The 14,150-nt window shown below is 59.6% G+C and carries 16 protein-coding genes, 1 tRNA gene and 1 pseudogene; 15 read left to right on the forward strand and 3 right to left on the reverse strand.

What is annotated here, in order from left to right:
• Positions 1–219 precede the first annotated feature (219 nt).
• The 8 genes from VRB54_RS17500 (at position 220) to VRB54_RS17535 (ending at position 7,349) form a co-directional block, all read left to right on the forward strand.
• Positions 220–756 carry an ATP-dependent zinc protease gene (locus tag VRB54_RS17500; protein ID WP_338478171.1) on the forward strand — a complete coding sequence of 179 codons (537 nt, stop codon included), beginning with the start codon at positions 220–222 and terminating at the stop codon, positions 754–756.
• Between the two features lie 5 nt (positions 757–761).
• A complete protein-coding gene (locus VRB54_RS17505; protein ID WP_209983791.1) occupies positions 762–2,294 on the forward strand; it encodes an inactive transglutaminase family protein in 1,533 nt (510 codons plus the stop codon).
• Complete coding sequence (locus tag VRB54_RS17510) at positions 2,294–3,280, forward strand: alpha-L-glutamate ligase-like protein (RefSeq protein WP_338478172.1); 987 nt, start codon at positions 2,294–2,296, stop codon at positions 3,278–3,280. Before VRB54_RS17505 ends, VRB54_RS17510 begins: the two co-directional genes overlap by 1 nt.
• Positions 3,281–3,473: 193 nt before the next feature.
• Complete coding sequence (pabB, locus tag VRB54_RS17515) at positions 3,474–4,817, forward strand: aminodeoxychorismate synthase component I (protein ID WP_338478173.1); 1,344 nt, start codon at positions 3,474–3,476, stop codon at positions 4,815–4,817.
• Between the two features lie 227 nt (positions 4,818–5,044).
• Positions 5,045–5,347: a type II toxin-antitoxin system HigB family toxin gene (locus VRB54_RS17520; RefSeq protein WP_057009230.1), complete on the forward strand. Its 303-nt coding sequence runs from the start codon at positions 5,045–5,047 to the stop codon at positions 5,345–5,347.
• Positions 5,347–5,703 carry a transcriptional regulator gene (locus VRB54_RS17525; RefSeq protein WP_338478174.1) on the forward strand — a complete coding sequence of 119 codons (357 nt, stop codon included), beginning with the start codon at positions 5,347–5,349 and terminating at the stop codon, positions 5,701–5,703. The genes VRB54_RS17520 and VRB54_RS17525 overlap by 1 nt, the downstream gene beginning before the upstream one ends.
• A gap of 151 nt (positions 5,704–5,854) precedes the next feature.
• Complete coding sequence (locus tag VRB54_RS17530) at positions 5,855–6,589, forward strand: phosphoadenylyl-sulfate reductase (protein ID WP_057009232.1); 735 nt, start codon at positions 5,855–5,857, stop codon at positions 6,587–6,589.
• A gap of 31 nt (positions 6,590–6,620) precedes the next feature.
• The gene (locus VRB54_RS17535; RefSeq protein ID WP_338478175.1) at positions 6,621–7,349 is read left to right on the forward strand and encodes an aspartate/glutamate racemase family protein; all 729 of its coding nucleotides are present in this window, start codon (positions 6,621–6,623) and stop codon (positions 7,347–7,349) included.
• A 17-nt stretch (positions 7,350–7,366) separates the two neighbouring features.
• Here VRB54_RS17535 and VRB54_RS17540 read toward each other — a convergent pair whose 3' ends face one another.
• Positions 7,367–8,053 (reverse strand): HAD-IA family hydrolase, encoded by a 687-nt coding sequence (locus VRB54_RS17540; RefSeq protein ID WP_209983804.1) that lies wholly within the window; start codon positions 8,051–8,053, stop codon positions 7,367–7,369.
• Positions 8,054–8,300: 247 nt separating this feature from the next.
• Here VRB54_RS17540 and VRB54_RS17545 point away from each other — a divergent pair.
• The 4 genes and pseudogenes from VRB54_RS17545 to VRB54_RS17560 all read left to right on the forward strand — a co-directional run.
• A pseudogene (locus VRB54_RS17545) lies at positions 8,301–8,552 on the forward strand (type II toxin-antitoxin system RelE family toxin); the annotation flags it as partial.
• The gene (locus VRB54_RS17550) at positions 8,506–8,862 is read left to right on the forward strand and encodes a helix-turn-helix transcriptional regulator (RefSeq protein WP_338478176.1); all 357 of its coding nucleotides are present in this window, start codon (positions 8,506–8,508) and stop codon (positions 8,860–8,862) included. The pseudogene VRB54_RS17545 and the gene VRB54_RS17550, both read left to right, overlap by 47 nt.
• A 50-nt stretch (positions 8,863–8,912) precedes the next feature.
• Complete coding sequence (locus tag VRB54_RS17555; RefSeq protein WP_338478177.1) at positions 8,913–9,278, forward strand: DUF2784 domain-containing protein; 366 nt, start codon at positions 8,913–8,915, stop codon at positions 9,276–9,278.
• A 57-nt stretch (positions 9,279–9,335) separates the two neighbouring features.
• Positions 9,336–9,914, forward strand: coding sequence for a DUF4337 domain-containing protein (locus VRB54_RS17560; protein WP_209983808.1), 579 nt, complete (start codon positions 9,336–9,338; stop codon positions 9,912–9,914).
• A gap of 306 nt (positions 9,915–10,220) precedes the next feature.
• Here VRB54_RS17560 and VRB54_RS17565 read toward each other — a convergent pair.
• Positions 10,221–10,310 (reverse strand) — tRNA-Ser (locus tag VRB54_RS17565).
• A gap of 319 nt (positions 10,311–10,629) precedes the next feature.
• Here VRB54_RS17565 and VRB54_RS17570 point away from each other — a divergent pair.
• From VRB54_RS17570 to VRB54_RS17580, 3 genes are all read left to right on the forward strand, one after another.
• Positions 10,630–11,322 carry a crotonase/enoyl-CoA hydratase family protein gene (locus VRB54_RS17570; RefSeq protein ID WP_338478178.1) on the forward strand — a complete coding sequence of 231 codons (693 nt, stop codon included), beginning with the start codon at positions 10,630–10,632 and terminating at the stop codon, positions 11,320–11,322.
• 214 nt (positions 11,323–11,536) lie between these two features.
• On the forward strand, positions 11,537–12,277 hold the full coding sequence (locus tag VRB54_RS17575; RefSeq protein WP_338478179.1) for a 1-acylglycerol-3-phosphate O-acyltransferase: 741 nt from the start codon (positions 11,537–11,539) through the stop codon (positions 12,275–12,277).
• Between the two features lie 89 nt (positions 12,278–12,366).
• On the forward strand, positions 12,367–13,338 hold the full coding sequence (locus VRB54_RS17580) for a magnesium and cobalt transport protein CorA (RefSeq protein ID WP_209983872.1): 972 nt from the start codon (positions 12,367–12,369) through the stop codon (positions 13,336–13,338).
• Here VRB54_RS17580 and VRB54_RS17585 read toward each other — a convergent pair.
• A complete protein-coding gene (locus VRB54_RS17585; protein ID WP_338478180.1) occupies positions 13,335–14,057 on the reverse strand; it encodes an amidotransferase in 723 nt (240 codons plus the stop codon). The genes VRB54_RS17580 and VRB54_RS17585 overlap by 4 nt on opposite strands.
• Positions 14,058–14,150 lie beyond the last annotated feature (93 nt).

Consider the following 14,150-nt stretch of genomic DNA (forward strand, 5'->3'; position numbering starts at 1 on the left):
TTAGTCAAAGAATAAATCCATATTGTCGACAATCGTCTAATAACCTCCGGCACACTCCAACCACACATGGCCGCCTGCCAGCGCTGGCGCCAAAAAAGCATCATGTTAGAATGCCCGCCGCTTTTGCCTGACATCATTGGATGAAACGGCGCACGAGGGAGTTTGCGCAGCAATGCCAGTCGCCTTGAATCGAACATCGCACTGCACGCCTCAGGATCTATGAGACTCAAGCCCTTCCTTTTATTGATGTGCCTGCTGGCCGTACCGGGCCTTGGCGTCGCTGCCGAGAAGACCGTGTATGGCCTCAACGAATACGCACAATTGGCCGGCATCGACCTCGAAGTCGCCGCCAAACTGGACACCGGCGCCAAGACCGCGTCCCTCAGCGCCCGTGATATCAAGCGCTTCAAGCGCGACGGCGAATCCTGGGTGCGCTTCTACCTGGCGATCGACACCGCCCATTCCCACCCTATCGAACGGCCCCTGGCCCGCGTCAGCAAAATCAAGCGCCGCGCCGGTGACTACGACCCCGATGAAGACAAGAACTACACCGCGCGTCCGGTGATTGCCCTGAATATCTGCATGGGCAGCGCTTTACGCAGCATAGAAGTGAACTTGACTGACCGAAGTGCCTTCCAATACCCGCTGTTGATCGGCTCCGAAGCGCTCAAGCGCTTTGATGCGCTGGTCGACCCCAGTCTTAAATACGCAGCGGGCAAGCCTGCCTGCGCCGCCGACGCTCATACCGCCGAGTAAACCGAATGCGCTCTCTGACCCTGCACCTGAAAATTCTCATCACCATCCTGGTGGTGCTGGGTATTTCGGTCACCTGCTACCAGATCTTCGTGCTGGGCATTCCTGTTACCGAGGATGCCACCGACGATCTGTGGAACATCGACGCCAAGGTCGAGTTTGTCGCCAATCCGAAAGACCCGGTGAAGATCCAGATGTTCGTGCCGCCCCTGAGCCGCGACTTCGTGAGCCTTAACGAGAGCTTTATCTCGAACAACTACGGGGTCAGCGTCAACCGCACCGATGGCAACCGCAAGGTCACCTGGTCGGCACGCCGCGCCAAGGGCAACCAGACCCTGTATTACCGCCTGGTGCTGACCAAGCGCTACAGCGGTGAGAAGATCAAGGTCAAGGGCCCGACGTTCCGCGACAGCATCGCCGTGGAAGGCCCGGAAAAAATCGCCGCTGAGGCCCTGCTGGCGCCGATCCGTCAGCACTCGGCCGACGTCGAGACCTTCATCACCGAAGCGATCAAGCGCACCAACAACCTCAGCGACGACAACGTGAAACTGCTGCTGGCGGGCGACCCGTCCACGGCGCACAAGGCCAAGATCGTCGAGCTGCTGCTGTCCATCGCCCATGTGCCGGTGGAAAAGGTCCACACCATTCGACTGGTCGCCGACCAGCCGCAAAGCCCGGAACTGTGGCTGCGCAGCTTCAACGGTAATGACTGGCTGTACTTCAACCCGGAAACCGGCGAACAGGGCCTTCCCGCCGACCGCCTGCTGTGGTGGACCGGCGATGAAAACCTGATCACCGTGGACGGCGGCAAGAAAGCCATGGTGACCTTCAGCCTGAACAACAGCGAGATGAACGCGATTCGCCTGGCCAAGCTGACGGACGAAAACACCGACGCCAACTTCCTTGAATACTCGCTGTACGGCCTGCCGCTGCAGACCCAGCAGACGTTCATGATCATGGTGATGATCCCGATTGGCGTGCTGGTGATCCTGATCCTGCGCAACCTGATCGGCCTGCAAACCCTGGGCACCTTCACGCCGGTGCTGATCGCCCTGGCGTTCCGCGAGACGCAGCTGGGCTTCGGGATTGTGCTGTTCACGATTATCACCGCGCTGGGACTGTCGTTGCGCTCCTACCTGGAGCACCTGAAGCTGCAAATGCTGCCCAGGCTGTCGGTGGTGCTCACCTTCGTGGTGGTGCTGATCGCAGCCATCAGCCTGTTCAGCCACAAGCTGGGGCTGGAGCGCGGGCTGTCGGTGGCGCTGTTCCCGATGGTGATCCTGACCATGACCATCGAACGCCTGTCGATCACCTGGGAAGAACGCGGCGCCAACCACGCACTGAAAGTGGCGATCGGCACGCTGTTCGCGGCATCGCTGGCGCACATCATCATGAGCGTGCCGGAATTGATCTACTTCGTGTTCACCTTCCCGGCGATCCTGTTGATCCTGGTGGGCTTCATGCTGGCCATGGGTCGTTATCGCGGCTACCGCCTGACCGAGCTGGTGCGTTTCAAGGCCTTCCTGAAGGCTGACCAGTAATGTTCGGTTTCTGGAAGACCTGGAAGGCCCTCGAAGCGCGCGGGATCATGGGCATCAACCGGCGTAACGCCGACTACGTGCTCAAGTACAACAAGCGCAGCCTGTATCCTCTGGTGGATGACAAGATCATCACCAAGGAGCGCGCGATGGCCGCCGGCCTGCATGTGCCGGAAATGTACGGGGTGATTTCCACTGAAAAAGGCATCGACAAGCTCGACGAGATCATCGGCGGGCGCAGCGACTTCGTGATCAAGCCGGCCCAGGGCGCCGGCGGTGACGGGATCCTGGTGGTGGCAGACCGTTTTGAGGGACGCTATCGCACGGTGTCGGGCAAGATCATCAGCCATGAAGAAATCGAACACCAGATTTCCAGCATCCTGACCGGCCTCTATTCCCTGGGCGGCCACCGCGACCGCGCGCTGATCGAATACCGCGTGGTGCCCGACCAGATCTTCAAGAGCATCAGCTACGAAGGCGTGCCGGACATCCGCATCATCGTGCTGATGGGCTACCCGGTGATGGCCATGCTGCGCCTGCCGACCCGTCAGTCCGGCGGCAAGGCCAACCTGCACCAGGGCGCAATCGGCGTGGGCGTGGACCTGGCCACTGGCCTCACTCTGCGCGGCACCTGGCTGAACAGCATCATCACCAAGCACCCCGACACCACCAACGCCGTGGACGGCGTGCAGTTGCCCAATTGGGACGGTTTCATGAAGCTGGCGGCCGGCTGCCATGAGCTGTGCGGGCTGGGCTACATCGGCGTGGACATGGTGCTGGATCAGGAGAAAGGCCCGCTGATCCTGGAGCTGAATGCGCGGCCGGGATTGAACATCCAGATCGCCAACGATTGCGGTTTGACCCTGCGCACCCATGCCGTGGAAGCACGGCTGGAAACCCTGAAAGCCGATGGTGTGACGGAAACGCCGGAAGAACGGGTGAGGTTTGTGCAGGAGATGTTCGGGCATATTCCGCCCGTGGAAGGCTGACCGCCAACACAATGTGGGAGGAGGCTTGCTTCCAATTGCATTGTGTCAGTCGGTTCATCTGTCACTGATCCGCCGCCATCGGGAGCAAGCCCCCTCCCACACTGAACGAGTCGTCTACGGGCAATTGCCTCTAGGAGCAAATCCTACGCCGGACTACAATCCCCTCCCCCGCGCCTTGGCTGATTCACCCCGCATGTCGACCTGCTCCGTTTACCCGTTGCCCTACCAGGCAAATCCCGCCCAGTACTTTGCGGCGATCCGCCATGCACCCGGCGCGGTGCTGCTGGACAGCGGCCGGCCGAAGGCCGAGCGCGGGCGGTATGACCTCCTGAGCGCCTGGCCGCAGGCCACCCTGACGGTATTGCCGGATGAAAGCGGCAGCGATTTCCTGCAACGCTTGCGCAAAAACCTTACCCGGTTAGGTGAAGCGAACTTGCCCGACGGTTATGAATTACCGTTTGCCGGCGGGCTGATCGGCTATTTGAGCTATGACTTCGGTCGCCATCTGGAGCAGATGCCGCAGTTAGCCGCGGACGACCTGCACCTGCCGGACGCACGCCTGGGCCTGTATGCCTGGGCGTTGGTCAGTGATCACCTGGCGCAGACCAGCCAATTGGTGTTTCACCCAACCCTGGCAGAGAGCGAGCGGCAACGTCTGATCGCCGTATTAAGTCAGCCGGTCGCGGCCTCAACGGCCAGTTTCAAGCTGCGTGGCCGCATGGCACCGGACCTCAGTGCCGAGGCCTATCGCCACGCCATCGCGCGCATCCACAGCTATATCCAGGCCGGCGACTGCTACCAGGTCAACTTCGCACAGCGCTTTCGCGCGCCCTGCCTTGGCGATCCCTGGGCGGCCTATTGCGCCCTGCGCGAGGCGTGCCCGACGCCGTTCTCCGGCTTCCAGAGCCTGCCGGATCATGGCGCGGTGCTGAGCCTGTCACCGGAACGCTTTGTCAAAATCAGCCAACGTCAGGTTGAAACCCGGCCGATCAAAGGCACCCGGCCGCGCGGCCTTACGCCCGAGGAAGATGCAGCCAACGCCGCCGAACTGCTGGCCAGCCCCAAGGATCGTGCCGAAAACCTGATGATTGTCGACCTGCTGCGCAACGACCTCGGGCGCAGTTGCCGCACCGGTTCGGTGAAGGTGCCGGAACTGTTCAGCCTGGAAAGCTACCCCAACGTGCACCACTTGGTGAGCAGCGTGACTGGCGAGTTGGCAAGCGACAAGGACGCCCTCGACCTGATCGCCGGCAGCTTCCCCGGCGGCTCCATCACCGGCGCACCGAAGATCCGCGCAATGCAGATCATCGACGAGCTGGAACCCACTCGACGCGGTTTGTACTGCGGCTCGCTGGTGTACCTGGACGTACGTGGCGAGATGGACAGCTCGATCGCCATTCGTAGCCTGCTGGTCAAGGATGACCAGGTGTGCTGCTGGGGCGGCGGCGGGATTGTGGCCGACTCGCAGTGGGAGGCGGAGTACCAGGAGTCGATGACGAAGGTACGGGTTTTGTTACAGACGCTGGAAAATCTGTAGTCCCCCCTGCAATCCGGCCTCTTACCTCACGAAGCGCGAAGCACGAAAAAACCTGAATCAGTACGCGTGTGGACGACCTGCCGGCACGCCTATAGCGTCGGCAGCTCCTGCCTATACGTCGTCTGTGAAGGATCACATATGCGATTGCTTACTCGTCAGAATTTGTTTCCGGAGTTGCATCCCGTTCTGCCCACGCCTAACATCTCCCAAATCGGGAGGCATGCAAGATGCGAATAATCGCGCTATCAACCTTGCGACGGTTCTGGGAAAGCCACCCAAACCACGCAGACGCGAGAACGCCGTTGGTCGAACTGTATCGGTACATGGAGAACGCCACCTACCCGACGCCACAGGCGCTGAAGGCAACGCTCAGAACAGTGAGCATTCTCAAGGCCGGCAGAGTCGTCTTCAACGTAGGTGGCAACAAATATCGAGTCGTCATGGCCATCGATTATCAGCGCCAGCTTGGGTTCATACGCTTTGTAGGCACTCATGCGCAATACGATCAAATCAACGCGGAGACCGTGTGATGAACATTAAACCCATTCATTCCCATGAAGACCTTACCGACGCGCTCGCGCGGGTGGAGCAGCTATGGGGCGCGCAGATCGGCTCACCCGAAGGCGACGAGCTGGAAATTCTCGCCGTGCTCATCGAGAAGTACGAAGCGGAACATTTTCCAATGCCGGCGTCGGATCCAGTGGAAGCGATCAAATTCCGCATGGAGCAAATGGGCCTGACGGCCCGCGACCTGGAGCCCTTTATCGGCACCAGCGGGCGGGTCTCGGAAGTATTGAATCATAAGCGCAAGTTGAGCCTGGCCATGATCAAGCGCCTGCACGATGGCCTGAGCATTCCTTATGAGCGGCTGCTGGCAGGCGTTTGAGCAGAACGGGCTTCACATCAGGACCGCCGAATGCCCGCAGCCCGTTGGCAGACTCCATGGCTCAAGCGCAGCGCCGCAACCCGGAGCTGATTTTGATATCATCGCTCCCCTATAGAGCGCTCAGCGCCACTGACCTGTAGGAACCGTCCTGATGAACCAAGCCTTCGACGTCGTTGAACTCGCCACGACCTATGCCAACAAGTCTGCCCAGGACATTCTCAAGCTGGCTTTCAGCCAGTTCGGTGATGACCTGTGGATTTCCTTCAGCGGTGCCGAAGACGTGGTGCTGGTGGACATGGCCTGGAAGCTGAACAAGAACGTCAAGGTATTCAGCCTCGACACCGGCCGCCTGCACCCGGAAACCTACCGGTTTATCGAGCAGGTTCGCGATTTCTACAAGATCGACATCGAGCTGATATCGCCGGACCAGAGCAAACTGGAACCCTTCGTCAAGGAGAAGGGCCTGTTCAGCTTCTACCGCGACGGCCATGGCGAGTGCTGTGGTATACGCAAGATCGAACCGTTGCGCCGCAAGTTGTCCGGCGTCAGCGCCTGGGCCACCGGTCAGCGCCGCGACCAGAGTCCCGGCACGCGCAGCCAGGTGGCCGCACTGGAAATCGACACAGCCTTTTCCACCCCGGAACGCACCCTGTACAAGTTCAACCCACTGGCGCAGATGACCAGTGAGGAAATCTGGGGCTATATCCGCATGTTGGAGCTGCCGTACAACAGCCTGCATGAGCGCGGGTTTATCAGCATTGGCTGCGAGCCATGCACGCGCCCGGTGTTGCCGAATCAGCATGAGCGCGAAGGCCGCTGGTGGTGGGAAGAGGCAACGCAGAAGGAATGCGGGCTGCATGCCGGGAACATCATCAGCAAGGCTTGAAGCGACGTCTGTCACTCATCAAGGAGGTTTCATGCGCATCCTCGTGGTCAACGTCAACACCACCGAATCCATCACCGACGCCATCGCCCAGCAGGCGCGGACCGTGGCCTCTCCGGGCACGGAGATCGTCGGACTCACCCCGTACTTTGGCGCCGAATCGGTGGAAGGAAACTTCGAAAGCTACCTGGCGGCCATTGCGGTGATGGACCGGGTGATGGCCTACGACCAGCCGTTCGATGCGGTCATCCAGGCCGGCTATGGCGAGCATGGCCGCGAGGGGCTGCAGGAATTGTTGAACGTGCCGGTGGTGGACATCACCGAAGCGGCCGCCAGCACGGCGATGTTCCTGGGCCATGCGTATTCGGTGGTGACCACGCTGGACCGCACCGTGCCGCTGATTGAAGACCGGCTGAAACTCGCCGGTTTGTATCAGCGTTGTGCGTCGGTGCGTGCCAGTGGCATGGCGGTGCTGGAACTGGAAGAGGAACCGCTGGCCGCAATGGAAGCCATCGTGCGCCAGGCGCAATTGGCGATCACCGAGGACAAGGCCGAAGTCATCTGCCTGGGCTGTGGCGGCATGGCGGGCCTGGACGAACAGATCCGCCAGCGCACCGGCGTACCGGTGGTGGACGGCGTGACGGCCGCGGTGACGATTGCCGAGGGCCTTGTGCGCCTGGGCTTGTCGACATCAAAGGTGCGCACCTACGCAATGCCAAGGCCCAAGAAAGTCATCGGCTGGCCGGGTACGTTCAGCCGCTGAAGAACAACATTGGCTGTTCAGGGCAGAGGCGGCAGGCCGTAGGCAGCCAGGTCGAAGTCCGCCAGCTTGCGGATAATCTGGTCGGCATGCTGGTACTTGCTGTCGGCCATGGCTTCATCAGGCACCGCAATCGCCGTCATCTGCGCGGCTTTGGCGGCCGTTACGCCGAACGGCGAGTCCTCGAACACCAGGCAATCCTGCGGCGCCACACCCAGGCGGCGGGCGGCGGTAAGGAAGATGTCCGGCGCTGGCTTGGCGGCGCCGACTTCCGGGTCGTCAGCCGTGACGATGGTGTCGAACAGGCCAAACCATTCGCGGTGCAAGGTGGTCTTGTGGCCAAACGAGTTTCGCGACGAACTGGTGCCCACGGCAATCGGAATGTCATGCGCCTTCAAATGCCGCACCAACGCCTCGGCGCCGGGCATGCCCAAAGCCTTGGGGAAACGCTCGCTCATCAGTGGCTCGCGGATCTCCAGGAACTCGGCCGGAGTGATCGGCAGGTCCAGCGCCTTGACGACGTAATCCGCCAGATCCTGTGAACCGCGCCCGATGATGTGCTGCTTGATCCCCCAGTCATAGGTGCGGCCATAGCGCTCAGCGATGATCTGCGTGACTTCGGTGTAGATGCCTTCAGTGTCCAGCAGCAAACCGTCCATATCGAAAATCACGGCCTTGATCGGGACAGCGGTACGCGGTGCACTCATCGGAGAAGGATCCTGGGGACTGACTGGAGGAATGCAGCACAATAGCGGCCACGCTTGCCTGCAAGCAACCTCCTTCATTCGGTATTGTGCTCGGCTCAGATGACGGTGAGGTATTCATATCGCGTCACAGTTTTACCAGCCGGCGTGCATAACGGCCGTCCAGGATTTGTGAGAACAGCGCGATCACCTGCGTAAAGAGGTGTGAAAAAGCCCCTTGCAAACCTTATAAAAGACTTATTACTCTTCAATGAACTCAATCCACTGGACCAGAAAATCCGTCAAACAATTGCTTCGGTTGCATTCGTACCACCAGAAGCAGGTACGCGATGCTGTTGCAGCACTTGAGCGCATGCCCGACGTACACAACGTCAGGGCGTTGGTGAATCATCCCCACAGTTATCGATTGCGGGCAGGTAATTACCGAGTCATTTTCGACTGGGACGGCGGCATCCATGTGGTCAGCATTCAAGAGGTCAAAAAACGTGACGAACGAACCTACTGCCGTACAGATCATCCACAATACGGAGGGCAGCCCAGCCTTCGTGGTAATTCCTTATGAACATTATCTGGCCCAGCAGAACGACCCGAATCTGGTCCCCCACGCGGTCGTCAGCCGCTTGGTGGATGGAGCAACGCCGATCCGGGCGTGGCGCGAGCACTTGGGCCTGACCCAGGAAGAGGTCGCCGGTCGCTTGGGTATTTCACAATCCGCATTTGCCCAGCAAGAGGTCGTCAGTAAACCTCGCCGGACCACTCGGGAAAAAATTGCCAAGGCGTTCGGGATAAACGCCATTCAACTGGAGCTATAACGTCATTCACGCGACACCCCGCCCTCGGCCACTTTATAGCGGAATCAAAAATGCTCTACCGTCTGGCCGCCGATGGCCTCGTGCTGTTCCACCTGTGTTTCATCCTGTTCGCGCTGTTCGGCGGGCTGCTCGCCTTGAAATGGCGACCGATCCTATGGTTGCACCTGCCGGCAGCCGCGTGGGCCGTTGTTGTCGAGGTGTTTCATCTGCCCTGCCCGCTGACCCGCTGGGAAAACCTGTTTCGCCACCTGGCCGGGCAGCACGGCTACGGCGGGGGCTTTGTCGAGCACTACATCCTCACGCTGATTTACCCGGCCGGGCTTACGCCGCAGATTCAACTGGGCCTGGGTACTTTGGTGCTGCTGATCAATATCGCGGTGTATGTGCGATTTTTCCGACGTTACGGACAGGCTTGAGACAGCCTCGCCGGTGAAGAATCAGACTCCCTCAGTCCGTTTGTAGCCGCCCCCCCCATGTCAGAAGCCTTCGAAGTCCCCAGCCCCCACGAAAAACACATCGAACACACCACCGAACATGCCCACGGCCGCGGGGACAGATTCGCCAGCCGCATTGCCGTGATGACTGCGCTGATGGCCACCCTCGGCGCCATGCTCAGCTATCAGGCCGGATCCACCGAGAGCGAAGCGGCGATGGACAAAAACAACGCCGCCATCTTCAAGACCGAAGCCGCCAACCAGTGGAATTACTACCAGGCCAAATCCAGCCGCCAGAATCTGGCCGAACTGGCCACGCACATCCCCGGTGTCGACGTCGCCCACTACAGCGACGAAATCCAGCGCTATAAAGGCCAGAAGGAGGAAGTACGCAAGCAGGCGGAGAAACTTGAAGCCACCTCCAGGGAGTGGAATGACAAGTCCGAGGAGGCCCTGCACCAGCACCACCGCTGGGCACAGGCGATGACCGCGATCCAGATCGCGATCTCGTTGGCGGCGATTACCCTGCTCACACGCAAGGAATGGCTCAAGCGCCTGTCATATACTGCCGGCGGCGTGGCCGTGATACTCGGCAGCCTGGCCTGGTTGCATCTCTGATTGATTGCGTAACGCGCCTTGTGGCGAGCGGGCTTGCCCCGCGTTGGGCTGCGCAGCAGCCCCAAAACCATGCTCCGCGCGGTGTCAGGCACACCGCGTTTTCCTTGATTGGGGGCGTTGCGCACCCCAACGCGGGGCAAGCCCGCTCGCCACAGAGACTCAATTTGCCGCACGACAGTGTCATGGGCCATGACCTTAGAGGACGGCCCATGGTTTTGCGAGCTGCCTGAACGCGCCTTTTCAAGGGCCAGAAACTACAAAACCCCTGATTTCTCTCGAAACCAGGGGTTTTGTTTACATCGAATTTGGCGGTGAAGGAGAGATTCGAACTCTCGATACAATTTCTTGTATACACACTTTCCAGGCGTGCTCCTTAAGCCACTCGGACACTTCACCGTATCTCGGCAAACCAGTTCAGTCTGTCGAGGCGCGCTAATGTAGTCGAAAGTCTTTCTGATGGCAAAGGTTTTTTTCAGAATTTTCATGCGGTTAGACCGCTCCGTCAGGACGCCCCCGACGGGGGCGGTGATTGTGCCATTCTCGGGCACTGGCGACATGCGTCTGACTCGTCTGTCACGCCCTGCTCCGGGCCGTCTACCCTTGCAGGTGTGGGAAAAGCCTGACTGGGTAGTCAGTCACGGCGCTTTACCGGGGCGTGCGTGGTGGGTAACGTCTGCTGCATTCTTCTATAACAAGTCCTGCAAGGAAACGCGTCATGAGTGAGTTGATTGCCTACCACTTCGAAGAAGGTATCGCGACCCTGACCTTGAGCAACGGCAAGGTGAATGCTATTTCCCCGGCGGTGGTCAGCGCCTTTAATGAGGCGCTGGATCAGGTCGAGAAGGATCGCGCGGTGGTGGTCATCACCGGTACGCCGGGCATGCTGTCGGGTGGTTATGATTTGAAGGTAATGACCGCCGGCCCCAAGGAGGCCATCAGTCTGGTGACTTCCGGTTCGACGCTGGCGCGGCGCCTGTTGTCGCATCCGTTCCCGGTGATTGTGGCGTGCCCCGGGCATGCAGTGGCCAAGGGCGCATTCCTGCTGCTGTCGGCAGATTATCGGATCGGCGTGGAGGGCCCGTTCAGCATTGGCCTGAATGAAGTGGCGATCGGCATGACCATGCACCACGCTGGCATCGAGCTGGCGCGGGACCGTCTGCGCAAATCGGCATTCCACCGCTCGGTGATCAACGCCGAGATGTTTGACCCGCAAGGCGCGCTGCAAGCGGGTTTCCTCGACAAAGTAGTGGCACCGGAGGAATTGCACGCAGCGGCCCTGGAAGCAGCGCGACAGTTGAAAAAGATCAATATGACTGCGCACAAGCAGACCAAATTGAAGGTGCGCAAGGCACTGCTGGAGGCACTGGATGAGGCAATCATCCAGGATCAGAGCCACGGCCTCAGTTAAGCTTCCTGCAGAACGCTCACCGAAGCCCGACCTAGTGTCGGGCTTTTTCTTACAAGAGAATCCGAAATTTTCGTAGCCGCTCTAGACAGGGTTTGTCAGCGATTGTTGAAACATGTGCTTAAACATCGGCTATCTCCGACGTCCTTAGGGTCAATTGCCGAATACAGTGCACATCCGTACACTGCGCCACCTTTTGTCTCGATGGGCCGTGTCGATGCTGTTTCTGTTACGTATGTTGTTGATGAGTCTGCACTTTATGGTCGCCGGTGTACTGGGCGTGCTGTTGGGTATCTGCCGGCCGTTCAATCCGGACAACAGTCGCTTGTGTGCCCGCCTGTACGCAGTGCCGGCGATGTGGATTTTGCGCCTGAACGTGAAGGCCGATGTCGACTCGCTGCGTGAGAAACCAGGCACCTGCGTGGTGATCGCCAACCATCAGTCCAACTACGACCTGTTTGTGCTGGGCACCGTGGTGCCCCACCGTACCGTGTGTATCGCCAAAAAGAGCCTGAAATGGGTGCCGCTGTTCGGCCAGCTGTTCTGGTTGGCGGGCAATGTGCTGATCGACCGGGGCAATGCGCACGAGGCGCGCCGCGCGATGCTCACCACCACGCGTACCCTGCAACATGAAGACACGTCGATCTGGGTGTTCCCGGAGGGCACGCGAAACCTGGGCAAGGGTTTGTTGCCGTTCAAGAAAGGCGCCTTTCACATGGCGATTGCGGCGGGTGTTCCGGTGGTGCAGGTGTGCGTGAGCAATTACGTGACGCATATGCAGCTCAATCGCTGGAACAGTGGCGATGTACTCATACGGTCGTTGCCGCCCATTCCTACGACTGGTCTAACGGCGGATGACATTCCGGCCTTGATGCAAGCGTGTCAGACGCAGATGGATGAATGCATCGCACAGATGGACCGTGACATTGCAGAGCGCGCGCTCCTGAAGAACACCTGAACGAGGTGAAATGTCATCGAGCAACAATGGAACGTCAATCAGGCTAAGCTGCCCAACTCCTGTCCTCACGATTAGAAGTGATCAGCATCATGGGTAGAGTTGTTGCGGCCGCCGTCTACAGCGATGGCAAGAAAGTCACGGATATCACCCTTGATGAAGGTGCGGCCTGGGCCGCCAAACCGGGTCATTTTGTATGGATCGGGCTGGAAGAGCCCACCACCCTGGAGCTGACCAACCTGCAACGCCAGTTCAACCTGCACGAACTGGCAATCGAAGACGCGATGGAAAAGCACAGCCGACCGAAGCTCGAGACCTTCGGCGATGCGCTGTTTATCGTCACCTACTCGCCGGTGCGCGAGAACGGCAAGCTGGAGTTTATCGAAACCCATATTTTTGCCGGCAACGGCTACATCATCACCGCGCGCAACGGCCACTCGGCGTCCTACGGTTTTGTGCGTCAGCGCTGTGAGGCGCGGCCGCTGTTGCTGGAGCATGGGGAAGATTTCGTACTCTATGCGCTGCTTGATTTCGTCACCGAGAACTATCAGCCCGTGAGCGAGGCGATCCATGCAGAGATCGATGAGCTGGAGCGCAACGTGCTGTGCAGCTCGCTGAGCGAGCGCGATATCCAGAAGATCCACGGCCTGCGCCGCGATGTGCTGCGGCTCAAGCGCCATGTGGCGCCGATGGTGGAGATCAGCCAGGAACTGCAGAAGCTGAGCTTCCCGTTTATCGACAAGAACATGCGCCCGTACTTCCGGGATGTGCAGATTCACGTCACGCGGCAGATGGAAGACCTCACCACCCTGCGCGATATCGCCAGCCAGACCATCGAGATCGGTGTGTTGCTGGAGGCGTCACGCCAGAGCGTGGTACAGCGCAAGTTCGCCGCATGGGCGGCGATCCTGGCATTCCCCACGGCGGTGGCGGGGATTTATGGGATGAACTTCCAGAACATGCCCGAGCTGCAATGGCACTACGGCTACTTCGCGGTGCTCGGGTTGATTGCCACCGGCTGCATCAGTCTGTGGGCCAGCTTCAAGCGGTCGGGCTGGCTTTAAGCCGACTCGGGCTTGTGCGCCACGAAGCGCATCATCCATTGCGCCACGGTCGCGCCGTGGTGGTCTCGCTCAAGACTTGCTACGCCCTGGGTGTAGACCTTTTCCCCAAGAGTCGTCTGAAGAATTTCCAGCAACTCGCGCGAATAGTCAGCGACAAATTCCGGGTGGCCCTGGAAGCACAGCACCTGGTCGCCAATGTGATACGCGGCGATGGGGCAGAACTCACTCGATGCGATAACCGTGGCGTTGACCGGCAACGTGGTGACCTGGTCCTGGTGGCTGATCAGCAGGGTCAGTTGCGGCACCTCGGGGCTCATCCACGGGGCCTTGGCATCGAGCTTGTAATCGTGGATGCCCATGCCCCAGCCCTGGCTGGCGCGTTCGGCCTTGCCGCCGAGCAGCAATGCCAATAACTGGTGACCGAAACAAATGCCGAGCAATTTGTCGCCGCGCGCGTAACGCTCCAGCACATACGTCTTGAGGGTCTGGATCCAGGGGTCGGTGCCGAAGGAGTCGGCCTTGCTGCCGGTGATCAGATACGCATCGAAAGTTTCGTCATCCGGCGGGTATTCGCCTTGCACAACGTTGTAGACGACAAACTCGGCCGCAATCGGCTGCCGGGAAAACAACTGCTTGAACATCTGCCCATAACCTTGGTACTGATCGATCAAGCCAGGACGCAGGATATCGGTTTCCAAAATGCAGACGCGTAGCGACATAAAAAATACCTGACACGGCGATGGGAATAATGAACACCCAGAGCCTGCCCTGAAACAGACCTGCAACGCAAGCGCAGAACTGCGCATTCACCC

It is taken from the genome of Pseudomonas trivialis, assembly GCF_036864995.1.
GTDB classification, from domain to species: Bacteria; Pseudomonadota; Gammaproteobacteria; order Pseudomonadales; family Pseudomonadaceae; genus Aquipseudomonas; species Aquipseudomonas trivialis.